Source organism: Streptomyces angustmyceticus, assembly GCF_019933235.1.
Taxonomy (GTDB): domain Bacteria; phylum Actinomycetota; class Actinomycetes; order Streptomycetales; family Streptomycetaceae; genus Streptomyces; species Streptomyces angustmyceticus.
The window spans coordinates 7,303,064-7,323,120 of record NZ_CP082945.1; the positions used below are offsets into that span (position 1 = coordinate 7,303,064).

15 protein-coding genes are annotated in these 20,057 nt (G+C 73.9%); 1 reads left to right on the forward strand and 14 read right to left on the reverse strand.

Annotated features, from left to right (window positions below):
- Positions 1–11: 11 nt before the first annotated feature.
- The 12 genes from K7396_RS32635 to K7396_RS32690 form a co-directional block, all read right to left on the reverse strand.
- On the reverse strand, positions 12–311 hold the full coding sequence (locus K7396_RS32635) for a dsRBD fold-containing protein (protein WP_086720175.1): 300 nt from the start codon (positions 309–311) through the stop codon (positions 12–14).
- Positions 312–485: 174 nt separating this feature from the next.
- Positions 486–1,355: a universal stress protein gene (locus tag K7396_RS32640; RefSeq protein WP_086720176.1), complete on the reverse strand. Its 870-nt coding sequence runs from the start codon at positions 1,353–1,355 to the stop codon at positions 486–488.
- 105 nt (positions 1,356–1,460) lie between these two features.
- On the reverse strand, positions 1,461–2,675 hold the full coding sequence (locus K7396_RS32645) for a permease (RefSeq protein WP_086720177.1): 1,215 nt from the start codon (positions 2,673–2,675) through the stop codon (positions 1,461–1,463).
- Positions 2,676–2,728: 53 nt separating this feature from the next.
- On the reverse strand, positions 2,729–4,009 hold the full coding sequence (locus K7396_RS32650) for a sugar ABC transporter permease (RefSeq protein ID WP_086720178.1): 1,281 nt from the start codon (positions 4,007–4,009) through the stop codon (positions 2,729–2,731).
- Positions 4,006–4,815 carry an ATP-binding cassette domain-containing protein gene (locus K7396_RS32655; RefSeq protein ID WP_086720179.1) on the reverse strand — a complete coding sequence of 270 codons (810 nt, stop codon included), beginning with the start codon at positions 4,813–4,815 and terminating at the stop codon, positions 4,006–4,008. Before K7396_RS32655 ends, K7396_RS32650 begins: the two co-directional genes overlap by 4 nt.
- 11 nt (positions 4,816–4,826) lie before the next feature.
- Positions 4,827–5,927: a sugar ABC transporter substrate-binding protein gene (locus K7396_RS32660; protein WP_086720180.1), complete on the reverse strand. Its 1,101-nt coding sequence runs from the start codon at positions 5,925–5,927 to the stop codon at positions 4,827–4,829.
- Position 5,928: 1 nt separating this feature from the next.
- Entirely contained in the window at positions 5,929–8,466 is a 2,538-nt protein-coding gene (locus K7396_RS32665; RefSeq protein ID WP_174886896.1) for a SpoIIE family protein phosphatase, read from the reverse strand.
- A gap of 253 nt (positions 8,467–8,719) precedes the next feature.
- Positions 8,720–9,748, reverse strand: coding sequence for a zinc-dependent alcohol dehydrogenase family protein (locus tag K7396_RS32670; RefSeq protein ID WP_174886895.1), 1,029 nt, complete (start codon positions 9,746–9,748; stop codon positions 8,720–8,722).
- A 68-nt stretch (positions 9,749–9,816) separates the two neighbouring features.
- Positions 9,817–10,068 carry a hypothetical protein gene (locus K7396_RS32675; RefSeq protein WP_152104496.1) on the reverse strand — a complete coding sequence of 84 codons (252 nt, stop codon included), beginning with the start codon at positions 10,066–10,068 and terminating at the stop codon, positions 9,817–9,819.
- A 102-nt stretch (positions 10,069–10,170) separates the two neighbouring features.
- Positions 10,171–10,608, reverse strand: coding sequence for a hypothetical protein (locus K7396_RS32680; protein WP_152104495.1), 438 nt, complete (start codon positions 10,606–10,608; stop codon positions 10,171–10,173).
- A gap of 175 nt (positions 10,609–10,783) precedes the next feature.
- A complete protein-coding gene (locus tag K7396_RS32685) occupies positions 10,784–11,776 on the reverse strand; it encodes a hypothetical protein (RefSeq protein WP_086719968.1) in 993 nt (330 codons plus the stop codon).
- Between the two features lie 155 nt (positions 11,777–11,931).
- Complete coding sequence (locus tag K7396_RS32690; RefSeq protein WP_086719967.1) at positions 11,932–13,395, reverse strand: amino acid permease; 1,464 nt, start codon at positions 13,393–13,395, stop codon at positions 11,932–11,934.
- A 541-nt stretch (positions 13,396–13,936) separates the two neighbouring features.
- On the opposite strand from K7396_RS32690, the gene K7396_RS32695 reads away from it, so the two are divergent.
- Positions 13,937–15,538 carry an NAD-binding protein gene (locus tag K7396_RS32695; protein ID WP_223660275.1) on the forward strand — a complete coding sequence of 534 codons (1,602 nt, stop codon included), beginning with the start codon at positions 13,937–13,939 and terminating at the stop codon, positions 15,536–15,538.
- 78 nt (positions 15,539–15,616) lie between these two features.
- Here K7396_RS32695 and K7396_RS32700 read toward each other — a convergent pair whose 3' ends face one another.
- Positions 15,617–18,094 (reverse strand): SpoIIE family protein phosphatase, encoded by a 2,478-nt coding sequence (locus tag K7396_RS32700; RefSeq protein ID WP_086721586.1) that lies wholly within the window; start codon positions 18,092–18,094, stop codon positions 15,617–15,619.
- 98 nt (positions 18,095–18,192) lie between these two features.
- Positions 18,193–19,878 (reverse strand): PucR family transcriptional regulator, encoded by a 1,686-nt coding sequence (locus K7396_RS32705; protein WP_223660276.1) that lies wholly within the window; start codon positions 19,876–19,878, stop codon positions 18,193–18,195.
- Positions 19,879–20,057 lie beyond the last annotated feature (179 nt).

Sequence of the window (20,057 nt, forward strand, 5' to 3'; positions counted from 1 at the left end):
CGGCACCGGACTCACGCCATCGCGTCGGCCCAGCCGTAGGCGGCGCGGTGCTCGCGCCGGGGCGGCCCGGCGCCCACGCCTTCGAGGTCGAGGTCCGCCACCCGCTGCAACTGCCCGGCGAGGTCCTTCATCGCGCGCCCGGCCGCGATCTCGTCGCCGATCTCCGGCACGTCCGGGTCCTCGGGGCTGCAGCGGGCCGTGCCGTGCCCGGTCAGCGTGGTGGTCCCGGTCCGGAGCACCACGCGCGCCTTGGTCGTGCCGTCCTCCTCGAAGAGGTAGAGACGGACGGGCCATTCGACTGTCGTTGCCATGGCTCACCTCTGCCTTCCACCGGGGGCCGCCGCCTCGGGGCCCCGGACCGGGCCGTCGTGCCCTCGGCAGCCGGCCCCGCCGGTACGAACTCTCACCGTCATCATCCGCCTTCCGCCGCGGGGCGTCCTGGCACCGGCCACCGGCCGTCTCAGAGCGTGGACGCCGTCGCGCGCTCACTCGTGCGGCACCACGGCCACCGGACACGGAGCGTGGTGGACGGCCGCCTGGACGACATGGCCGATCCGGTGACCGGGCAGCCGGTGCCGGTGGCGCCGGCCGACGATCAGCAGCCCGGCGTCCGCGGCGCTGTGCAGCAGGGCCGGCGCCGGACTCTCCATCACCACGCGTGCGTCCACCGTCAGGTCCGGATACTTCTCCTGCCACGGCCGCAGGGCCGCGGACAGCTCCTGCCGCGCGTCCTGCGCCGCCTCCTCGGCGGCGATCGGCTCCACCCCGCCGCCCCGGTTGTAGGCGTACGAGGGCAGGTGCCTGCCGTGCACGACGCGCAGCGGGGCACCACGCCGTGCGGCGCTGTCGAAGGCGAAGGCGAGCAGCGCCTCGCACGGCTCGTGCAGGCTCAGCCCCGCCATCACCTCCCCGCCCGGCTCGTCCGCCTTGGTGCCCCGCCGGGCGCGCACCAGAACCGTGGGGCAGCCGGTGTGCACCATCAGCTTCAGGCCGAGCTCGCCGAGGGCGAAGCGGGACACCGGGCCCAGGTCCCGCGAGCCCAGGACCAGCAGATCCGACTCGGCCGCGGCCTCCTGCAGGGCCTCCTGGGGGTCCTTCGCGACCAGCTCCGGATCCACCGGTAGGTCCGGGAAGCGGGTGCGGACCGCGGTGACGGCCTCGTCCATCATCCGGTACGGCCAGTAGTTCTGGTCGTCCTCCGGCACGGGACCGGGCGCCGGCTCGGGCGCGAGCAGCACCCAGGCGTGCACCAGCCGCAGGCGCGCACGCCGCAGCCGGGCTTCCTGCGCCGCCCACACGATCGCGGACAGGGATTCGGGCGTACCGTCCACACCGGCGGTGATGACATCCTTCATGGCCTCGCTCCCTTCCCGGGCGCCCGGCGCTTGCGCGCCCATATCTCCAGGGTGCTCGACCTCGCGCGCTCCGGCATCAGCCACTCGGCCCGGTTCCGCAGCGGATCAGTTCGGGCCGTGCCCGGTGCCGTCCCGTCCGGTGCCGTCGCGCCCGGCGGCACCGGCCGCGGGCCGCGTCCCGGGACCGTCGGCCGGCGCGCCGCCCATCATCCCGAGCATGGCCCGGCCACCGGTGCGCACGAAGCGGTGGACCAGTGCGGCGGCGAGGGCGAGGAAGGCGATGTTGAGCCAGGTGGTGTAGTTCCAGGAGACCCCGGCCATGGGGATCGTCGCGTCGGCCTGCCGCGGGATCAGCCCCAGCCCGCCGAAGACGCATTCGACGGCGTAGCCCGCGACGACCACGGCCGCGTAGAACGTGACCAGCAGGAACAGGGCCATCCTGGTCCCGTAGTACTTCCGGTAGATGTGCAGGATCGGCAGGATTAGCAGGTCGGCGAAGAGGAAGGCGACCACCCCGCCGAAGCTGATCCCGCCCTTCCACAGCACCACCGCCAGCGGCACGTTGCCGATGGAGCAGACGAACGAGGCGATCGCCACCAGCGGTCCGATCAGCGGCCCCCACAGCTTCGCGGCCAGCGGATGCCCGTCGAAGAAGAAGGCCCGCCAGAAGCTGTCGGGGACCCAGGCCGCGATGGCCCCGGCGATCAGCAGGCCGATCACCAGGTCCCTGAGGATCGCGGCCCACTCCATGACGAAGACGTGCGAGGTCGCGGTCCAGCCCTCGGCGGAGAACAGCCGCCGCGCGAAGGACCCCTCGCGGCGGACGGACATGTCCATCGCGGCATGCCCCTCCATGGAGCCGGCCAGCCCCCGTTCGGCCTGCGCGCGGGCCGGCCGCAGCAGCCGGCCGGTCAGGAAGAGGCGGAACAGCACGGCCAGCACGACGATCATCACCGGGCCGCCGGTGAACTCGGCCAGGGTGAACTGCCATCCCATCAACAGGGCCAGGATGACGCCGAGTTCGACCACCAGGTTGGTCGAGGCGATCTCGAACGCCATGGCGGCCGTGAAGTGCGCGCCCTTGCGGAACAGGGACCGGGCCAGGGCGACCGCCGCGTACGAGCAGGAGGACGAGGCGGCACCCAGCGCGGCGGCCAGCGTCAGGGTGCGGGGACGGTCGTCGCCGAGCAGGCCGACCACGGTGGAGGTGCGCACCACGGCCTGGACGACCGCGGACAGCGCGAAGCCGAGGATCAGCGCCCAGGTGATCTCCCAGGTCATGGATCCGGCGATGGACAGTGCGTGCAGGACCGGGTGCATCGGCTGAGGTGTTCCGTGGCGTACCGCGGCTCAAACGCCCGCCCGGCGGGGTGTCAGACCCGCCCGTGCGCCTTCTGCGCCCGCCGCGACAGCGAGTCGATGACCACGGCGATCAGCAGCACCCCGCCGGTGATCATGAACTGCACGGCCGTCCGGATGCCCATGAGGGCCACCCCGGAGGCGATCGACTGGATGACCAGGACACCGAGCAGCGCCGACCAGGTCCGGCCCCGTCCGCCGAACAGGCTGGTGCCGCCGATGACCGCGGCGGCGATGGCGTCCATCAGCAGCAGGCCGGCGCCGGACGTCTGACTGGCCGAGGTGACGCGCGAGGCCAGGAACAGGCCGCCGATCGCCGCCATCGTCCCGGACACCATGAAGACCGAGATGCGGACCAGGTCCACGTTCAGGCCGGTGCGGCGGGCGGCCTCGACGCTGCCGCCGAGCGCGAAGATCATGCGTCCGTAGCGGGTGCGGCGCAGCACGCAGTCGAGGCCGACGAGCACCACGAGGAAGAGCAACAGGGCCAGCGGGAGCCCCAGGAACTGGTTGAGGACCACGGCCGCGGCCAGGGAGATCACCGCCAGCACCCCGGTGCGCAGGAGGATCTCGCTCAGCGGCCGGGCGGGCACACCGGCGGCCCTGCGCCGCCGCACATCGCGGTACGAGACCAGGAAGTAGCCGGCGGTGCCGAGCGCCGCCAGGCCGTAGGCGGCGGCCACGTTGTTGAAGTAGTAGCCGGTCAGCATCGCGAGCAGGCCCTTGTCGTCGATGTTGATCGTGCCGTTGGCGCCCAGGATGTAGAGCATCAGCCCGTTCCAGCCCAGCAGGCCCGCCAGGGTGACCACGAACGCCGGTACCCCGACCTTGGCGAAGAAGAACCCCTGCACCGCCCCGATCGCCGTGCCGCCGAGCACCGCGACCAGCAGCGCGAGCCCCTCCGGTACGCCGTGGTTCACGGTCAGTACCGCGAAGGCGGCCGCCGCGAGGCCGCTCACCGAGCCCACCGACAGGTCGATCTCGCCCAGCAGCAGGACGAAGACGACACCGACCGCGATCATGCCGGTGCCGACAATGTCCACGGTCAGGTTGGACAGGTTGCGCGGCGAGAGGAAGTTCTCGTTGAGGCTCTCGAAGATGATCCACACCACGATCAGGCCGAGGGCCACCGGTACCGAGCCGAGCTCGCCGCTGTGGAACCTCCTCCGGAGCAGGTCGAGCGGGTTCTGCGCCCCGAAGGCGGGCGCGCGCCGTCCGGCGGCGGCCGCCGTCCCGTCCGCGGCGCCCCGCCCCGCGGGCGGTTTCTGCTTCCTGAGCGCCCAGGTCCGGCTCACGGCTGCACCTCCCACCCCGGCGTCCTGCGGCGGGTCACGGCGTTGTCCGTGGCCCCGGTGATCGAGGAGATGATCTGTTCGTGGGAGGTGGTCGTCACATCGAAGAAGCCGTTGTTCCGGCCCAGGCGCAGCACGGCGACCCAGTCCGCGACCGCCTTGATGTCCCCCATGTTGTGGCTGATGAGGAGCACCCCGAGCCCGCGTTCGCGGAGCTGGTCGACGAGGTCGAGGACCTGGGCGGTCTGCTCGATGCCCAGGGCCGCGGTGGGCTCGTCCAGGAGCACCAGCCGCGGTTCGCCGAGGAGCGAGCGGGAGATCGCGACGGTCTGGCGCTGGCCGCCGGAGAGCGAGGCGACCGGCAGGCGTACGTCGGGCATCCGGATGGCCAGCATGTCGAGCAGGTCCAGGGTGAGGCGTTCCATCTCCACCTCGTCCAGCACCCCGGCCCGGTGGATCTCGCGCCCGAGGAAGAGGTTGCCGACCACGTCGAGGTTGTCGCACAGCGCGAGGTCCTGGTAGACGGTGGCGATGCCCAGGTCCTGGGCGTCGTGGGGGCGGGTGATCTGGACGGGCCGGCCGTCCCACTCGATCATGCCCTCGTCGGCCGGGTCGACGCCCGCGACCACCCTGATCAGGGTGGACTTGCCGGCGCCGTTGTCGCCCACGAGCGCGACGACCTGACCGGCGCGCACCTCCAGTTCGACATCGGCCAGGGCCTGGACGGCGCCGTACCGCTTGGAGATGCCGCGCAGCGCCAGCAGGGGCGGCGCGGGTGCCGGTCGGCGGAGGGCTGAGCCGGGGTCCATGGGTACCTGCCTCACCTGGTGAGGCCCGCCCGCCGGCAGGCGGCCTCGAACTTGGGGGTGCAGATCTGCTCGATCGTGTACATGCCGTCCTTGACCACGGTCCCCTTGATGCGCTGCACCGTGACGGAGACCGGGGTGAGCAGAACCGCCGGGATGCCCCGGGTGGTGGGGCTGTTGACCGTGTGCGTCGTGATGCCGTCGAGCTTCTTGCCGCGGCCCAGTGCGACGGCCATGGCGGCGGCGGTGCCGGCCTCGGGCCCGAAGGGCTTGTAGACGGTCATGTACTGATCGCCCGCGACGATGCGCTGGATGGCGGCGAGTTCGGCGTCCTGGCCGGTGACGGGCGGCAGCGGAGCGATCTTCGCGGCCTCCAGGGCGGAGATGATGCCGGCCGCCAGCCCGTCGTTGGCGGAGTAGACGCCGTCGATGTGCCCGGCGCCGAGGGCCGAGATGGCCGCGGTCATGTTGCTGTTGGCGTTCTCCGGCCGCCACCCCGCGGTCTCGTACGCCTTCCCGATCTTCACCTTGCCCTGGAGCACCGCGAGCGCGCCCTGCCGGAACCAGGCGGAGTTGGGGTCCGTCGAGTCGCCGTTCATCATGACGATCTGCGCGCCGCGCGCCTTGTCGCCGAGCGCCTTGAGCAGCGCCTCGCCCTGCAGCTCGCCGACCCTCCTGCCGTTGAAGGAGACATACGCCGACACCGGCCCCTCCACGAGGCGGTCGTAGGCGACGACCGGGATCCCCGCCGCCCGCGCGCTCTCGACCGGCGAGCGCAGCGACTTGGAGTCGACGGCGTCCAGGATCAGCACCCGGACCCGCTTGGTGATCATCGCGTCCATCTGCTGCTGCTGGGTGGCCACGTCGTGCTCCGCGCTGACCACCTCCACCGTGCACTCGGGGCACAGCTGATGGATCTTCTTCTCGATCAGCGGCTTGTCGAAGTGGTAGAGGCGCGAGGTGTTGTCCGGCAGCAGCACACCGATCCTCAGCGCCCCGCCGGAGGCGGGCCCTTCCGGCTCGTGCACCCCGCCGGCCTTCCCGCAGGCCGCCGGCCCGGCCACCAGGCACAGCCCGGCCAGGAGGGCGGCAGCTCCCCGCAGACGACCACGCACCTCAGGGGACCTCCTCACCCTCGCGCGGGCCGGCCGCGCCGGCCGGGTCCCCCTCGGCGCCGAGCCGCTCGTCCGGCCGCAGGGCGATCTCGCTCCACACCTGCTTGCCGCCGCTCAGCGGCACCGAACCCCAGGACGCCGACACCGCCTCGACGAGCAGCAGCCCGCGGCCGCCGGTCGACTCCCAGTCCACGCTCGCCGGCTTGACGGGGGCCCGGGGCGAGGCGTCGTTCACCGCGATCCGCAGCCGGTCGGCGGCCAGGGTCAGATCCAGCCGCACCTCGCCCTGGGTATGCGCGACGGCGTTGGTGACCAGCTCGGACACCACCAGCAGCGCCACGTCCAACTCCTCGGCCACGGTCCACGAGCGCAGCGTGCGGGCGGTGAAGCGGCGGGCGTGCATGACCGCGTCGGGCAGCCGCCACACCGTCCAGTGCGCCCGGGTCGGGCGGACGCGCATCCCGTCGTAGCGCAGGACCAGCACCGCCACGTCGTCGTCACGCCGCTTGGTCTCGCCGAGCAGCTCATCGGCGAGCTGCCCGGCGTCGGCCGGATCGGCCCCGGCGAGCAGCTCGCGCACCCGGCGCAGGCCGTCCTCCAGGGGGAGCGCGGCCGATTCGGCCAGCCCGTCCGTGAGCAGTACGAGCACGGTGCCGGGGGTCAGCCCCACCTCGGTCAGCGGGAACTCGCCCTCCGCGGCCACCCCCAGCGGCGGACCGCCCTCGACCGGCAGTTCCTCGGTGCGGCCGTCGGGGAACCGCAGCAGCGGCGGCAGATGCCCGGCCCGGACGAACCAGGCGATGCCCTCCTCCATGTCGAGGTCCACATAGCAGCAGGTCGCGAAGAGATCGGTCTCCATGCCCAGGAGCAGCCGGTTGGCGTGGGAGAACACCACGTCGGGCGGGTGGCCCTCGACCGCGTAGGCCCGGATGGCGGTCCGCATCTGGCCCATGATCGTGGCGGCGCCGGCGCTGTGGCCCTCCACATCGCCGATGACGAGCGCGACATGGCCGTCGGACAGCGGGATGACGTCGTACCAGTCGCCGCCCACTTCGAGCCCCATCGTGGCGGGCAGATAGCGGGCGACGGCCACCCCGCCGGGCAGTGCCGGCAGCTTGCGGGGCAGCAGACTGCGCTGGAGCATCGTGGCCAGCTCGTGTCCGGCGTCCAGCGCGTGGGCGCGGACGAGGGCCTGGCCCACCAGCCCCGCCGTCGCGGTCAGCAGCGACCGCTCCTCCGGCCCGAACCGGTGCTCCTCGTCCCAGCCGACCAGGCACACCCCGACGATCCGGCCCTCGGACGGCAGCGGCAGGATCGCGAGCCCGCCGGGCCCGATCCCCGCCAGGCCGGGTTCGAGCGCCGCGTCGGGAGGCCACAGCGCCACATGGCCGGCCCGCAGCACGCTCTCCAGCGTGGGCATCGCATGGCACGACGCGTCGGGCCACTCGGAGCGCCATTCGGACCGCCACGCCGCGGGCCAGGCCCCGGGTTCCGGCGGGTCGAGGACGGACACCACGAACCGGTCGGCCTCCAGCTCCGCCACCGCCACCCGGCTCGCCCCCAGCGGCGCCCGCAGTGTGGCGACCACCACCCGGCCGACGTCGCGGATCGTCGTGGCGCCGGCCAGCGCGGCGGACAGCCGCTGCACGAGGGAGACCTCGTCCGCGCTGGGACGCAGGTAGGAGGCGTCGGCGACCACACCCAGCATCCGTTCCGGGGTCCCGGCGGCGTCGACCAGCACCCGGCAGCGCAGGCTCAGCCAGCGCAGCTCGCCGTTGGGCCGGCGGATCCGGATCGACAGCTGCTGGCCGGGAACGGGCTGCCCGCCCGGCTCGACGATCGACATCAGCGCGGGCACATCGTCCGGCGCGGTGTGTGCCAGCAGCGTCTCCACCCGCCGGTCGAACTGCTCAGGGGCGACCCCGAACAGCTCCAGCACGTGGGCGTCCGCGTCGATCCGCCCGGTGGCCAGCAGCAGCGTGAACGCGCCGCCCCGGAGGGTGTCCAGCCCCGGCCCCAGCAGCGACCGCCGCTCGGTGCGGGCCATGACCCGGGCGGCCACCGCCTCCAGCCCCGCGGACACCTGGTCGGCGTGCAGCTCCAGCAGATGGCGGCGGTCGGCGTCGAAGGCATCCGGTGCCTTGTCCATGACGACCAGGCACCCCAGCCGCTTGGCGTCCCCGCCGAGCGGCAGCACGGCCAGCGAGACATCGGACGGCAGCGTCCTGGCGCCGTCCCACGGCGGTGCGTTGGTGCCGCCCGGAGTGGTGACGCCGAAGTGCGCGAGTTCGGCCGGGCTCAGCCAGAGGGGCAGGCCGGTGCGGAAGGACGCGGCGACCGGGGAGTTGCCGGACAGCGGGAAGCCCGCCGGCAGGCCGTGGAGGCCGCCCGAGCCGCCGACCATCTCGGCCAGCTGAAGATCGCCGCCCCCTTCGGCGGGCACATAGACGGCGGTCAGCTCAGCCCCGGTGGACCCAAGGATCCGTGCGGTCACTGCCTGCACCGCCTCCGTGTGCCGGAAGCCGTCGTCGTAAGCCACGGTCGCCGTATCCGCTCTCCGGGGCCGGAGCGTTCACCCCGCCAACCGGCTCACCGGATATGTCGTCATTCACGGCCTCCCCTCCATGGTGCGGCACGCGGCAAGGGGGCAGCGACTCGGAGCGGGGGCCACGGCGGGCGGCCGCACGCTCCCGCACGGGGCGCCACAGCGGGGCCGGGGCCGGGATGATCCGCCGCCGGGCATCCCCAGCGGGGCGCCGGGGTGGCGACGCGCTCGATGATGCCCGCCGGCGTCAGTCCGGCGTCAGCACGGCGGCCCCCTGCACCCGGTCGGCGGCCAGGTCCTCCAGCGCCTGCGGCGCCCGGCTCAGCGGATAGGGGCTGACGGTGACCCGGATGCCGATCCGGGCCGCGGTCGCCAGGAACTCCCGGCCGTCCTGCCGGGTGTTGGCGGTCACGCTGCGCAGGTTCCGCTCGTAGAACAGATGCCGCTGGTAGTGGAGCGCGGGGACGTCGGAGAGATGGATACCGGCCACGGCGAGGGTACCCGCGCGGTCGAGCGCCTCCAGGGCCACCGGCACCAGATCGCCCACGGGGGCGAAGAGGATCGCCGAGTCCAGCGGTTCGGGAGGGCGGTCGTAGGCGCCGCCGGCCGAGGACGCACCGAGCGCCAGGGCGAGTTCCCGGGCCCGCGCCGACCGGGTCAGCACATGCACCCTCGCGCCCTCGGCCAGGGCGACCTGGGCGGCCAGATGCGCCGAGGCGCCGAAGCCGTAGATCCCGAGCCGGCCGCCGGCGGGCAGGGCACTGCGGCGCAGCGCGCGGTACCCGATGATCCCGGCGCACAGCAGCGGCGCCAGCAGCGTGGCGTCCTGGTCGTCGGGGAGCGGGTAGGCGTAGTCGGCGGGCACGAGAGCGGTCCGGGTGAAGCCGCCGTCGGCGTCCCAGCCGGTGTACCGCGACTTCGGGCAGAGGTTCTCGTGGCCCGCCCGGCAGTACCGGCAGACCCCGCAGGTGCCGCGCAGCCAGGCCCCGCCGGCCCGGTCACCGGCCCGGAACGCCGTCACCGCCTCGCCGGCGGCGACCACCCGGCCGACGATCTCATGGCCCGGGACGGTCGACGGGCGGTGCGGCGGCAGGTCCCCCTCCGCCAGATGCAGGTCCGTGCGGCACACCCCGCAGGCCTCCACGTCGAGCACCAGGTCCCCGGGCCCCGGCTCGGGAGCCGGACGGCTTACGGCGGCCAGCGGGCCGGAGGCGATCGGGCCGGGACGCCGGACGACCCAGCCGGACACCGTGTCCGGGCCTGCCACAGGGGCCATGTCCCCAGCATGGCGCCCCGCACCGGGTCGGACAAACGGTGCCCCGCCGGGGTCCGGCCGGGCCCCGGTCACGCCTGACCGGGCGGACACCCCTGGCCGAGGAGCGACGTCACCTTCTGCCTCATCCTGGCCAGCAGGCCCTTGCGGGGCGGGGGCACGGGCGCGGGGACGGCCTTCGGCGGCTCGGTCCGCGGGCGTGCCGGGGGGTGCGGCCGGGGCGTCGTGGCCTCGTCGGAGGGGGTGGGTGCGGGCACCTTCTTCGTACGGACGGCCTCGGCGCGGACGAGCGCGCCCAGGGCGGCAAAGACATCGAGGGGCATGCCAGATCTCCTGCGGTGGAAGTCCCGAGTGCGGATGACGGCAGACCGCGCTCGCCCCATGGCCCGCGTGCGGGGTAGGGGTGGGGGCGCGGCCGGGCTTCCTCAGCAGCGCAGGACGGCCACGCGGGGTGGCGATGCGGGGGCGGCGGCCTGGACGGCGGCCCCCGGAGGGAGGTCCCGGGACGCGGTGAGGGGCTGGGCGGCGGGGGAGTCCCCGAGCGCCTTGCCGCCGGACCCAGTGGGGACCTGATGGCGCAGATGGCAGGCGGAGGCGTCGCACAGGCGGCGGACGCCGCTGCCCGGATGCTTCCCGCCGCCGGTGGACGCCGGTACCGGACCCGCCGTGACGCAGGGGCGGGCGGCGGGGTCCGAGAGCGCGGGAGCGGCGGCGCGGGGCGGGCAGCCGTGGGCACCGGGGTCCGGTGCGTGGGAGCAGCCGGTGGTGAGCGCGGCGTGCAGCAGGGCCAGCAGCACGACGAACATCAGCACGCGCCGGCGGCCCGCGGCCGCGGAGGCGCCGGTGCCGACGGTGTCGCGCATGCGCATCTCCCACCCTTCTCCGAAGGAGGGAATCCCCGGGAAGCGGGCAGGACACTCGTGATACGCCGCAAGAGGCTACAAAACCACTCGTTCCGGCTATGTCATCGCACTCCCGGACCTCGCACACGCGCTCTTCAGCGGCGCGGTCCGCTTCCGGCCGGTGCGGCTCCGGCCGTCACCGCCCCCAGGAGGTGCCGCGCCCCGCGGAACCGCCGTCGGCGGCACCGCTCGCATAGCGGCCGTGGAAGTGCGTGAACCGCTCCAGCGGGTCGCCGTCCATGGTCCACGGCCAGACCGTCGCCACCCCGCCGGTGGCGCGCAGCGCGATCCCGGCCTCGGTCGTCCGGCCGGCCTTGACCAGCGCGTAGGCCAGCAGGTTGAGATCGGCCAGGGCCGCCGCGTGCCGGAGGAACCCGGGGCCCGGCCAGTAGTGCGCGGCCTGGTCGAGGGCCCGGGCGGCGTCGGGGCGCCGCCAGATCTCCCCGGCGCCCAGGGCCGTCATCCCGCCGTCGGCGACCGCCCGCTGGTGGCTGCGGACGAGCGAGGTGAGTTCCAGGCCGACGGCGGGCGCATCGGGCGGCATCAGGGCGCGGACGCCGTCGAGCAGGTCCAGCACCAGGGCGCTGGAGCCGCACTCCTGCGGCGAGAGGTAGCCCAGGGCCTGCAGGTGCGCCTCGCGGTTCCAGGGGTCGCGGGCCTTGATCTCGCGCCAGATCGCCGCCAGTTCCGTGGAGGGGCGCCGCTCGACGCGGAGCGTGGCCAGATGCAGGGTCCACGGGGTGGGGTCGTCGGGGAGCAGGTCGGCGGCGAGCCGGCAGGTCTCGCGGGTGGCGTCGAGGTCGACGGAGGAGTCCTGCCGGCGGGCCTGGATCAGGTCGGACCAGGCGTGCAGCAGCAGCGCGCCGTGGTCCTTGGGGCTGTGCTGGCGCCAGATGCCGGGCAGTGAACGCCCCGCGGCCGAGGCCAGCACGCCCAAGCGGTGCGCCTTGCGGTCCCAGTCCTGGCCGGCTTCGTTGATCACGTCCGCCATCAGGGCCATGACCGCGGTGTCCAGCGAGCCGCGCGACCAGCACGTCTCGACGCGCCGCCGCACCCGCCCCAGGGTCACGTCGTCGAGCTCGGGGACGAGGCGGGGAAGGCTGCCTTTGCGGCGTCTGAACGCGGGCATGTCGGTCGGCGGCCTTCCGGTCGTGGCGCGTGGGCGGAGAGGAAAGGTGCGGTGGCTAGCAGGCTAGTGGCACCGCTGTGCCGTACGGACAGCGGGTGCGGAGCACTCCGCCGGCCGTACGGCACGGCGTTCGGTGGCCGGTCGGCCACCCGTGACTAGCCGGAGATGACGGCCGGCTTCTCGGCGGCGGCGCGGCCGAGCCGGTCGCGGACCAGGGACACCCCGACCACCACAGCGGCCAGGAGAACCGAAAGCAGCACCTGGATGCGGCCGCCGCCCTCGCTGTCGTCGGTGAGCATGTAGACCAGCACGAAGGAGATCATCGCGATGGTCGCCCAGGTCAGGTACGGGAACAGCCACATCCTGACGACCAGCTTCTCCGGGTTCTCGCGCAGGATGATCCCGCGCATCCGCAGCTGGGAGAAGCAGATGACCAGCCAGACAAACAGCGCGACCGCGCCGGACGAGTTCAGCAGGAACTGGAAGACCGTGGTGGGCCACAGGTAGTTGAAGCCGACCGCGATGAAGCCGAAGAGGACGGAGGCGAGGATCGCGGCCTGCGGGACGCCCCGCGCGTTGGTCCGGGCGAAGGCCTTCGGGGCGTCGCCGCGCTGGCCGAGCGAGAAGGCCATCCGGGAGGCGGTGTAGAGGCCCGAGTTCAGGCAGGAGAGCACGGCGGTCAGCACGATGACGTTCATGATCTGGCCGGCGTGCGGGATGCCGATCGAGTCGAGGGCCGCGACGTAGGAGCCCTTCTTGACGATCGAGGGGTCGTTCCACGGCAGCAGGGAGACGACCACGAGGATCGAGCCGAGGTAGAAGATGCCGACCCGCCAGATCACGCTCTTGGTGGCCTTGGTGACCGCGCGCTCCGGGTCCTCGGACTCGCCGGCGGCGAGGGTGACGATCTCGCTGCCCATGAAGGAGAAGACCACCATCAGCACGCCGGTGAGGATCGCGGCGGGTCCGTGCGGCAGGAAGCCGCCGTGTGAGGTGAGGTTGGCGAAGCCCGTCGCCGCGTTCTGGGAGCCGGGCAGCACACCGAAGACGGCCAGTCCGCCGAGGACGATGAAGGCCGCGATGGCGACGACCTTGATGCCCGCGAACCAGAACTCGAACTCACCGAACGAGGCGACCGAGGCGAGGTTGGTGGCGGTCAGGACGGTCATCACGATCAGTGCCCAGGCCCACTGCGGGACGGCCGGGACCCAGCTGGTGAGGATCGCCGCACCGGCGGTCGCCTCCACGGCGAGCACCACGACCCAGAAGAACCAGTACAGCCAGCCGATGGAGAAGCCGGCCCAGCGGCCGAGCGCCCGGTCCGCGTAGGCGGAGAAGGAGCCGGAGGTCGGGTTGGCGGCGGCCATCTCACCGAGCATCCGCATCACGAACACGACCAGCGCGCCCACCAGGGCGTACGACAGCAGGATGCCGGGGCCGGCCGCGGCGATGCCGGAGGCGGAGCCCACGAACAGGCCGGCGCCGATGACCCCACCCACGGCGATCATGGACAGATGGCGGTTCTTGAGGCCGGACTGCAGCCCTGACTGCCCTGGATCCTGCCCGTTGCCGGGCGGTACGGGGGGTGCGGCCACGGAGCTGCGGGAAGGTGTAGTCATCTGACATCCATTGAGGGTTGGAGGGTCATCCGTGTGGTGACTGCTGGGTTCGCCTCGGTGGCCGGACGCACGACAGGACCGGGTGCCGGCAGGCGGTCATGGTCCTGGAGACGTGCGGAGGCGCGACGAGCGGGTCGCGGCCTCCGGATGTCCTGCGCGGGTGGGGGAGCGCTGATCGCACCTCCGCGCGGTGGCCCGCCTCCTTGTGGGGGGTGAGCCGCATCACGTCCGGATTGGGATTTGCGTAAGCGTATGTGGCGGTGCGCGGCGGCGTATTTGTGAGAGAGGACAAAGTCCCCCTCAAGCGCTGTCCATCAGGCCAATGAAGATTGGCGAAAAACAGGCTCGCGCTCCGGGGGTGTGCGGTGGACGAGAGACGTCGGTACCGGTCCCTCCCCAGTGTTGGCGGGGTCCCGGGCGGCCGCTGGTGCGCACGGACAACGCGGCCGGCGAACCCTTGGCCGCGGGGACGGATGCCCCGGGCCGCGCGCCCCCTAGCGTGAGTCCGGCCCTGTCACCGGCCGACGAGCAAGGGGACTCCATGGCCACGCTTCCCTCCGCCCGACAGACCCGCACCGTCCCGCCGCGCGCCGTGCCCGCCACCCCACCAGGGGCGGGCGACGGCAGCGGGTCGGGGGACGCAACAGCGGGTGAACCCCGCGCCGACGCCCCGGCAGGAGAGCCGCCGGAGCGCGTGCCGGGACCGCAGGACACGGTCGTCGGGGCCGAGGATCCGGGAGCGATTCCGGCCACGGACCCGTCCGGTCAGGACGCCAGGGTGGTGGTGATCGGCGCGACGACGCTGGCCCGCCGGGTCTGCGCCTCCCTGGGGGAGAGCGGACACCGGGTCGACCACCTCGCCGCACCGGACGACCACGACCTCCGCCGGGCGCTCGCCGCCCGGCCGGCCGGGGTGGCCGTGCTCGTCGGCGACGACCTGTCCGCACTGCGCTACGCGCTCGCGGTGCGCCACGTCCGCGGCTCCGTCCGGATCGTCGTCACCGTCTTCGACCGCACCGTCGCCCAGCAGCTCCGGCTGCTGCTGCGCGACTGTGTGCCGGTCTCGCCCGCCGACCTGCTGGCGCCGACCCTGGCCGGCCTGTGCGTGGACCCCGGCGCGCTCGCCGTCTGGGACGACGGAAACGGCGCGGTGGCGGCCCGGCGGGACGGGGCGCGCCTGGTGGAGACGTCCTGGCGGGCGAGCACGGGCGCCCGGCGGCGCGCGCTGCTCGGGCGGCTGCGGGGGCAGTTGCAGCCGCATGACGCCGACGCCCGGCTGCTGCTCATCGGGCTGCTGGGGATCGTCGCCGTCCTCGCCCTGGACTGGCTGTGGCTGGTAGCCGTCTTCCACCGGCCGGCCAGTACCGCCTTCCTGGAGGCCGCCCGGGTCGTCGCCGGGGTGGGACCCGCCGTACCGCACCCCGGCCATCCCGGATACGAGGTGGTGTCCGCGGTCGCGATGCTGGTGACGGTGGGGTTCACCGCGCTGCTGACCGCCGGCATCGTCGACCGGCTGATCGGTCCCCGGCTGGTCGGCGTCCTGGGGCCGCGGGTGCTGCCCCGGGCCGGGCACGTCATCGTGGTGGGGCTCGGGCAGGTGGGACTGCGGCTGTGCCAGACCCTGCGTCAGCTGGGGGTGCCCGTCATCGGGGTCGAGCGCGAGCCCGCCGCCCCGAACCTGCGCCTCGCACGGTCGATGGGGATACCGGTGGTGCTGGCGCACGGCGAGGACCGTGCGGTGCTGGCGCGGCTCGGACTGGGGCGGGCGCGGGCGCTCGCCGCCGTCGGCTCCCACGAGCTGGACAACATCGCGGTCGCGGTCGCCGCCCACGGGGTGGCGCCGGACGTCCGGGTGGTGCTGCGGGCCGGTGAGGACGAGGCGATCGCCGAGACCCGCTCGCTGCTGCCCCTCGGGCTGACCCGCGACATCACCAGGACGAGCGCGGCCTATGTGACCGCCCATCTCACGGCCCGCCCCGCCGGTGCCCCGCCGCGCCGGGTGGTGGCCGACACCGACTGCGACCACGTCGACCTGCCGGGACGCGGTCTCGTCGCGCGGCCCGTCGCGGCGCGCGACGACTGCGGCCATGTGTCCGGCGGGCAGGAGCGCGAGGGTGTCCGCAGCGCGCCGGGAGCCCGGTGAGACGCGGCGTGCGGAAAGCGCCGGGGCCGGGGTGAAGAACGGGGGCGGGCGTCGCACCCGGCCTCCGGCGCCCCGGGATCAGTCCGTCCCGTCGCCGGTCCCGTCCTCGGACGGCATGCTCTGCTCGGTCCAGATGACCTTGCCCGCCGGGGTGTAGCGGGTACCCCAGCGCCGGGTGAGCTGCGCGACGATGAACAGCCCGCGCCCGCTCTCGTCGGTGGTACGGGCGTGCCGCAGCCGCGGTGAGGTGCTGCTGCCGTCGGACACCTCGCAGATCAGGGCGTCCTGCCGGATCAGACGCAGTGTGATCGGGCCGGCGGCGTGCCGGATCGCGTTGGTGACCAGTTCGCTGACGATCAGCTCCGTGGTGAACAGCAGCTCGTCCATGCCCCACTCGGACAGCTGCCGGCCGGCGAGGGCGCGGGCGTTGCCGACCACGGCCGGGTCGGCGGGCAGGTCCCAGGAGGCGACGTGGCGGGCGTCCAGGACGTGGGTCCGGGCCAGCAGCAACGCGGCGTCGTCGGACGGCGGCCCGGTCAGCAGCGCCTCGACCGCCCGGCCGCCGATGTCCTTCAGGGCCGGTCCGGACACCGCGAGGGTGTCGCTCAGCCGGGACAGCCCCACGCCGATGTCCCGGTCGCGGGTCTCGATCAGGCCGTTGGTGTAGAGCGCGATCAGACTGCCCTCGGCCAGTTCCCGTTCGACGGACTCGAAGGGCAGCGTCCCGAGGCCCAGTGGCGGCCCGGCGGGCAGGTCGGCGCAGTCCACGGTCCCGTCCGGACCGACGATCAGCGGCGGCAGATGACCGGCGCGCGCCATGCTGCACCGCCTGCCGACCGGGTCGTAGACGGCGTACAGGCAGGTGGCGCCCATGAACGTCGAGGCCACGCCCGGGTCCTGGACGTCCGCCGCCGGATCGGCGCCCTGCGTCTTCACCAGGCCGATCACCAGGTCGTCCAGCCGGGCCAGCAGCTCATCGGGCGGCAGGTCCAGGTTGGCCAGCGTGCGCACGGCGGTCCGCAGCCGCCCCATGGTGGCCGCGGCGTTGATGCCGTGTCCGACGACATCGCCCACGACCAGCGCGACCCGCGCCCCGGACAGCGGGATCACATCGAACCAGTCGCCGCCCACACCGCTCGGGGCGTCCGCGGGGAAGTACCACGACGCCACCTCCAGGGCCGAGCCGCCGGTGAGTGCGTGCGGCAGCAGGTTCTGCTGCATCACCCGGGCCGCGGCCCGCTCGCGGGTGAAGCGGCGCGCGTTGTCGACGCACACGGCGGCCCGGGCCACCAGCTCCTCGGCCAGCCGCACGTCGTCCGCCACGAAGGGCCCCAGCCGGCGGGACCGGAAGAACGTCGCCGCGCCCAGGGTGATGCCCCGGGCCTGCACCGGCGCCACCATCACCGAGCGGAACCCGAACTCACGGATCACGGCGGCCCGGACCGGGTCCTCGGTCACCCAGGCACTGGTGGCGAGGTCCAGGACCGGCTCGACGAGGGACTCGCCCTTGAGCAGGCAGCGGGCGATGGGCGAGGACGGGGACCGCTGGACGGCCTCGCCCACGGCCAGTCCGGCCTCCGGGCAGCCCTCGTGCACCGACCGCTGGCCGGAGCGGCGCATGACGGGGGTGCTGTCGACCGGTCCGGGAACCGGCTCGTCGCCCCGCAGGACCGAGTCCAGCAGGTCGACGGCGACGAAATCGGCGAGCGCCGGCACGGCGACATCGGCCAGCTCCTGCGCGGTCCGGGTGACGTCCAGCGTGCTGCCGATCCGGACGCTGGCGTCGTTCAGCAGGGCCAGGCGTTCCTGGGCCCGCCAGCGTTCGGTGACGTCGATGACCATGTACCACAGGCCGATGCGCCGGCCCCGCGGGTCCTCCAGGCCGAAGAAGGACGCCGAGTAGGCGCGCTCCTGGTGAGGATCGGCGTAGGTGGGGCTGCGGAACTCGTAGTCCATCACCGGCCGCCCGGTCTCCAGGACCCGCCGCATCCGCTCCTCGAACGCCTCGGCCTCCAGCCGCGGCAGCACCTCCGCCACCGGCTTGCCCAGCCGCCGGTCGAGGGGGATCAGGTGCTCCAGCACCTCGTTCACCCAGACGTAGCGCAGATCGGTGTCGAGGACCGCCATGCCGACCGGTGCCTGCGCCAGGAACGGTTCCAGCATCAGCTGGTTCACCCCGCCGCCCGGCATCCGCCACTCCTCCAGCGCCAGGACGGACCAGCGGTCCCGGCCGGTGCTGTCGAGAAGAGGCGTGACCTGCACCGCCAGCTGCAGATCCCGGCCGTCCCGGTGGCGCGCCGCCACCGAGCCGCCCCAGCCGTCCCCCGCACGGCACCACCGGGCGACGGCGGCCGCCCGCGCCTCGTCCCCGGGGAGGGCCAGCAGCTCCGCCGCGGGACGGTGCAGGACCTCCTCGGCCGGGTATCCGAGCAGCATTTCCGCCGCCCGGGTCCATGCGACGACCCGCCCCTGTCCGTCCAGTTCGGCCGTGGCCGCCTTCGCCATGTCCCATGCGCGGCCCGACCCGCCCGGCACGGCATTCTCCGAGGTCATCATCGCCAGTCCGTCAGCTCATTGGAGCAATATCGCCCAGTTTAGGAGAATTTTGGACCAACGGCGGTGCGCGCGGTCCGGGCCCCGGGCCCGGCCCTGCCTCAGAGGGAGGACGGCAGCCGCAGCTGGAGCATCGCCAGCAGCCGCTGGTCCGGGCGGCCGAGGTCGAGGCCGGTCAGTTCCTCGGCCCGGCGGATCCGGTAGCGCAGCGTATTGGGGTGCACATGCAGCTCGGCGGCCGCGGCCCGTACGTCGCCGAAGGCGTTCAGGTAGGCGAGGACCGACTCGGCCAGCTGCCCCTGGCTCCGGCTGTCGTGGGCGACCAGCGCGGTCAGCCGGGGGTCGCGCATCTCCGGGTGCCGGGACAGCAGCCGCAGCACCTCGCTGACCAGCACCTCCGCCTGGATGTCCGGCAGCGCGGCGACCGTGGTGGCGACTCCGGCGCTCACCATCGCATCGAGGATCCGGTCCGCTTCCCGCCGGGACTCGGGCACCTCTCCGAGCCCCGGCACGATGCAGCCGACGGAACCGCGCAGCGACATGCCCAGGTGCCGGCGGGCGGCCTCGGTGATCGCCTGCCCCCAGCCGCGCAGCGTGCCGAGGTCGATGCTGCGCGGCAGCTGCGGCAGCAGTACGTAGATCCGCGCGTCGACCTGGGTGACCAGGGCGCTGCGGTGCCGGGCGGCGGTGTGCACCGAGATCAGGTTGGTCACCTCGGCGCGGGTCAGCTCCGACGGGGTGGCCCCGGCGTTCCCGTACGAGAAGCCCAGGACGGCGGCCGGGCGGGCGGCATCCAGCGCCAGGTGGCCGGCGAGCGGCTGCGGGCCGGTGCTGCCCTCCAGCAGTCCGGCCGCGAGGGTGCGGGTCAGCGTCAGATCCGCGGACAGCTCCCGGCGGCGGCGTACCAGGTGGAGTGCCGCGACCCGGGCCGCGCCCAGCAGCGCCTGGTCCGCGTGCTCGGTCAGCGGCGCCGAGCCCTCCTGCACCCAGATCGTGCCCAGCTGCCGTTCCCCGGACCGGATGGCCACCGCCAGCCGCCGGCGGATGCCCAGCTCGGGGTGGCTGTCGATACAGATCACCTCGTCGGAGGCGCGCAGCCGCTGGAACACGCCCCACTTCCGCAGCCGCGTCAGATACGCCTCCGGCCCCTGCCAGCCCAGGATGGACAGCCGCCGCAGATCGTCGACCTCGTCGGAGTCGGTGGAGCGGGAGTAGGCCAGCACGCGGTTGGCGGTGTCCTCGATGCTGACGATGCCGCCGGTCAGGACGGCGGTGGTCTGGGCGAGCGAGAACAGGTCGCCCTCCTCGGGGCCCTCGCCCGGGCGCCCGTGCGGCACGCTCTCCAGGGCCGCGCGGGCCAGCGCGTCCACCTGCTCCCAGCGCGCCTCGCTGCGGACGGACAGCAGCGCGATGCCCGCCTCGACGGCGGTCGCGCTGAGCGCCGCGGCCTGTGCCGGGGTGTCCAGCTTGACCGCCACGGCGGCGGCGCCGTCGCGCCCGCCGGCCCGCAGCGCGGGGAAGGCGGCGCGGCCGCGGGCGCCTATGGCGAGCACCAGCTCGCCGGGCTGGGTGATCGGCGGGTCCTCGGGGTCCAGCAGCGCGACGCTGCGTATCTCGACGTCCAGCCCGGCGGGCGCGGCCTGCAGCTCCACCAGGGGCTCGCCCAGCGACATCAGCAGCTGACGCAGGCTGATACCGGCCGGGGGTGGCGAGGCGGCCGCAGCGGGTTCCGGGGCCGGCGCCTCTGCCGGATCCGGCCGGCCCTGGCTCCTGGGGCTGCTGGCCATCTCGCAGGCACTTCCGATCACGTCATGTCGGGCTTCGGTCGGCCCAGGAGCGGGCCACCGCCGCACGTATGAGCCACGCCAACAGTACTGATGCTATCCGCCGGGGCCGCCGGAGCCGGGGTGGAGCCGGGCCCTGCGTCCGGGCCCCCGCGCGTGAAACCGCGAGCGCCGTGTCCACG

Excerpts from the sequence above, each read along its gene's own strand:
- K7396_RS32635 (WP_086720175.1), bottom strand. The coding sequence starts at position 311 with ATGGCAACGACAGTCGAATGGCCCGTCCGTCTCTACCTCTTCGAGGAG.
- K7396_RS32640 (WP_086720176.1), bottom strand. The coding sequence starts at position 1,355 with ATGAAGGATGTCATCACCGCCGGTGTGGACGGTACGCCCGAATCCCTG.
- K7396_RS32645 (WP_086720177.1), bottom strand. The coding sequence starts at position 2,675 with ATGCACCCGGTCCTGCACGCACTGTCCATCGCCGGATCCATGACCTGG.
- K7396_RS32655 (WP_086720179.1), bottom strand. The coding sequence starts at position 4,815 with ATGGACCCCGGCTCAGCCCTCCGCCGACCGGCACCCGCGCCGCCCCTG.
- K7396_RS32670 (WP_174886895.1), bottom strand. The coding sequence starts at position 9,748 with ATGGCCCCTGTGGCAGGCCCGGACACGGTGTCCGGCTGGGTCGTCCGG.
- K7396_RS32675 (WP_152104496.1), bottom strand. The coding sequence starts at position 10,068 with ATGCCCCTCGATGTCTTTGCCGCCCTGGGCGCGCTCGTCCGCGCCGAG.
- K7396_RS32680 (WP_152104495.1), bottom strand. The coding sequence starts at position 10,608 with ATGCGCGACACCGTCGGCACCGGCGCCTCCGCGGCCGCGGGCCGCCGG.
- K7396_RS32685 (WP_086719968.1), bottom strand. The coding sequence starts at position 11,776 with ATGCCCGCGTTCAGACGCCGCAAAGGCAGCCTTCCCCGCCTCGTCCCC.
- K7396_RS32690 (WP_086719967.1), bottom strand. The coding sequence starts at position 13,395 with ATGACTACACCTTCCCGCAGCTCCGTGGCCGCACCCCCCGTACCGCCC.
- K7396_RS32695 (WP_223660275.1), top strand. The coding sequence starts at position 13,937 with ATGGCCACGCTTCCCTCCGCCCGACAGACCCGCACCGTCCCGCCGCGC.
- K7396_RS32700 (WP_086721586.1), bottom strand. The coding sequence starts at position 18,094 with ATGATGACCTCGGAGAATGCCGTGCCGGGCGGGTCGGGCCGCGCATGG.
- K7396_RS32705 (WP_223660276.1), bottom strand. The coding sequence starts at position 19,878 with ATGGCCAGCAGCCCCAGGAGCCAGGGCCGGCCGGATCCGGCAGAGGCG.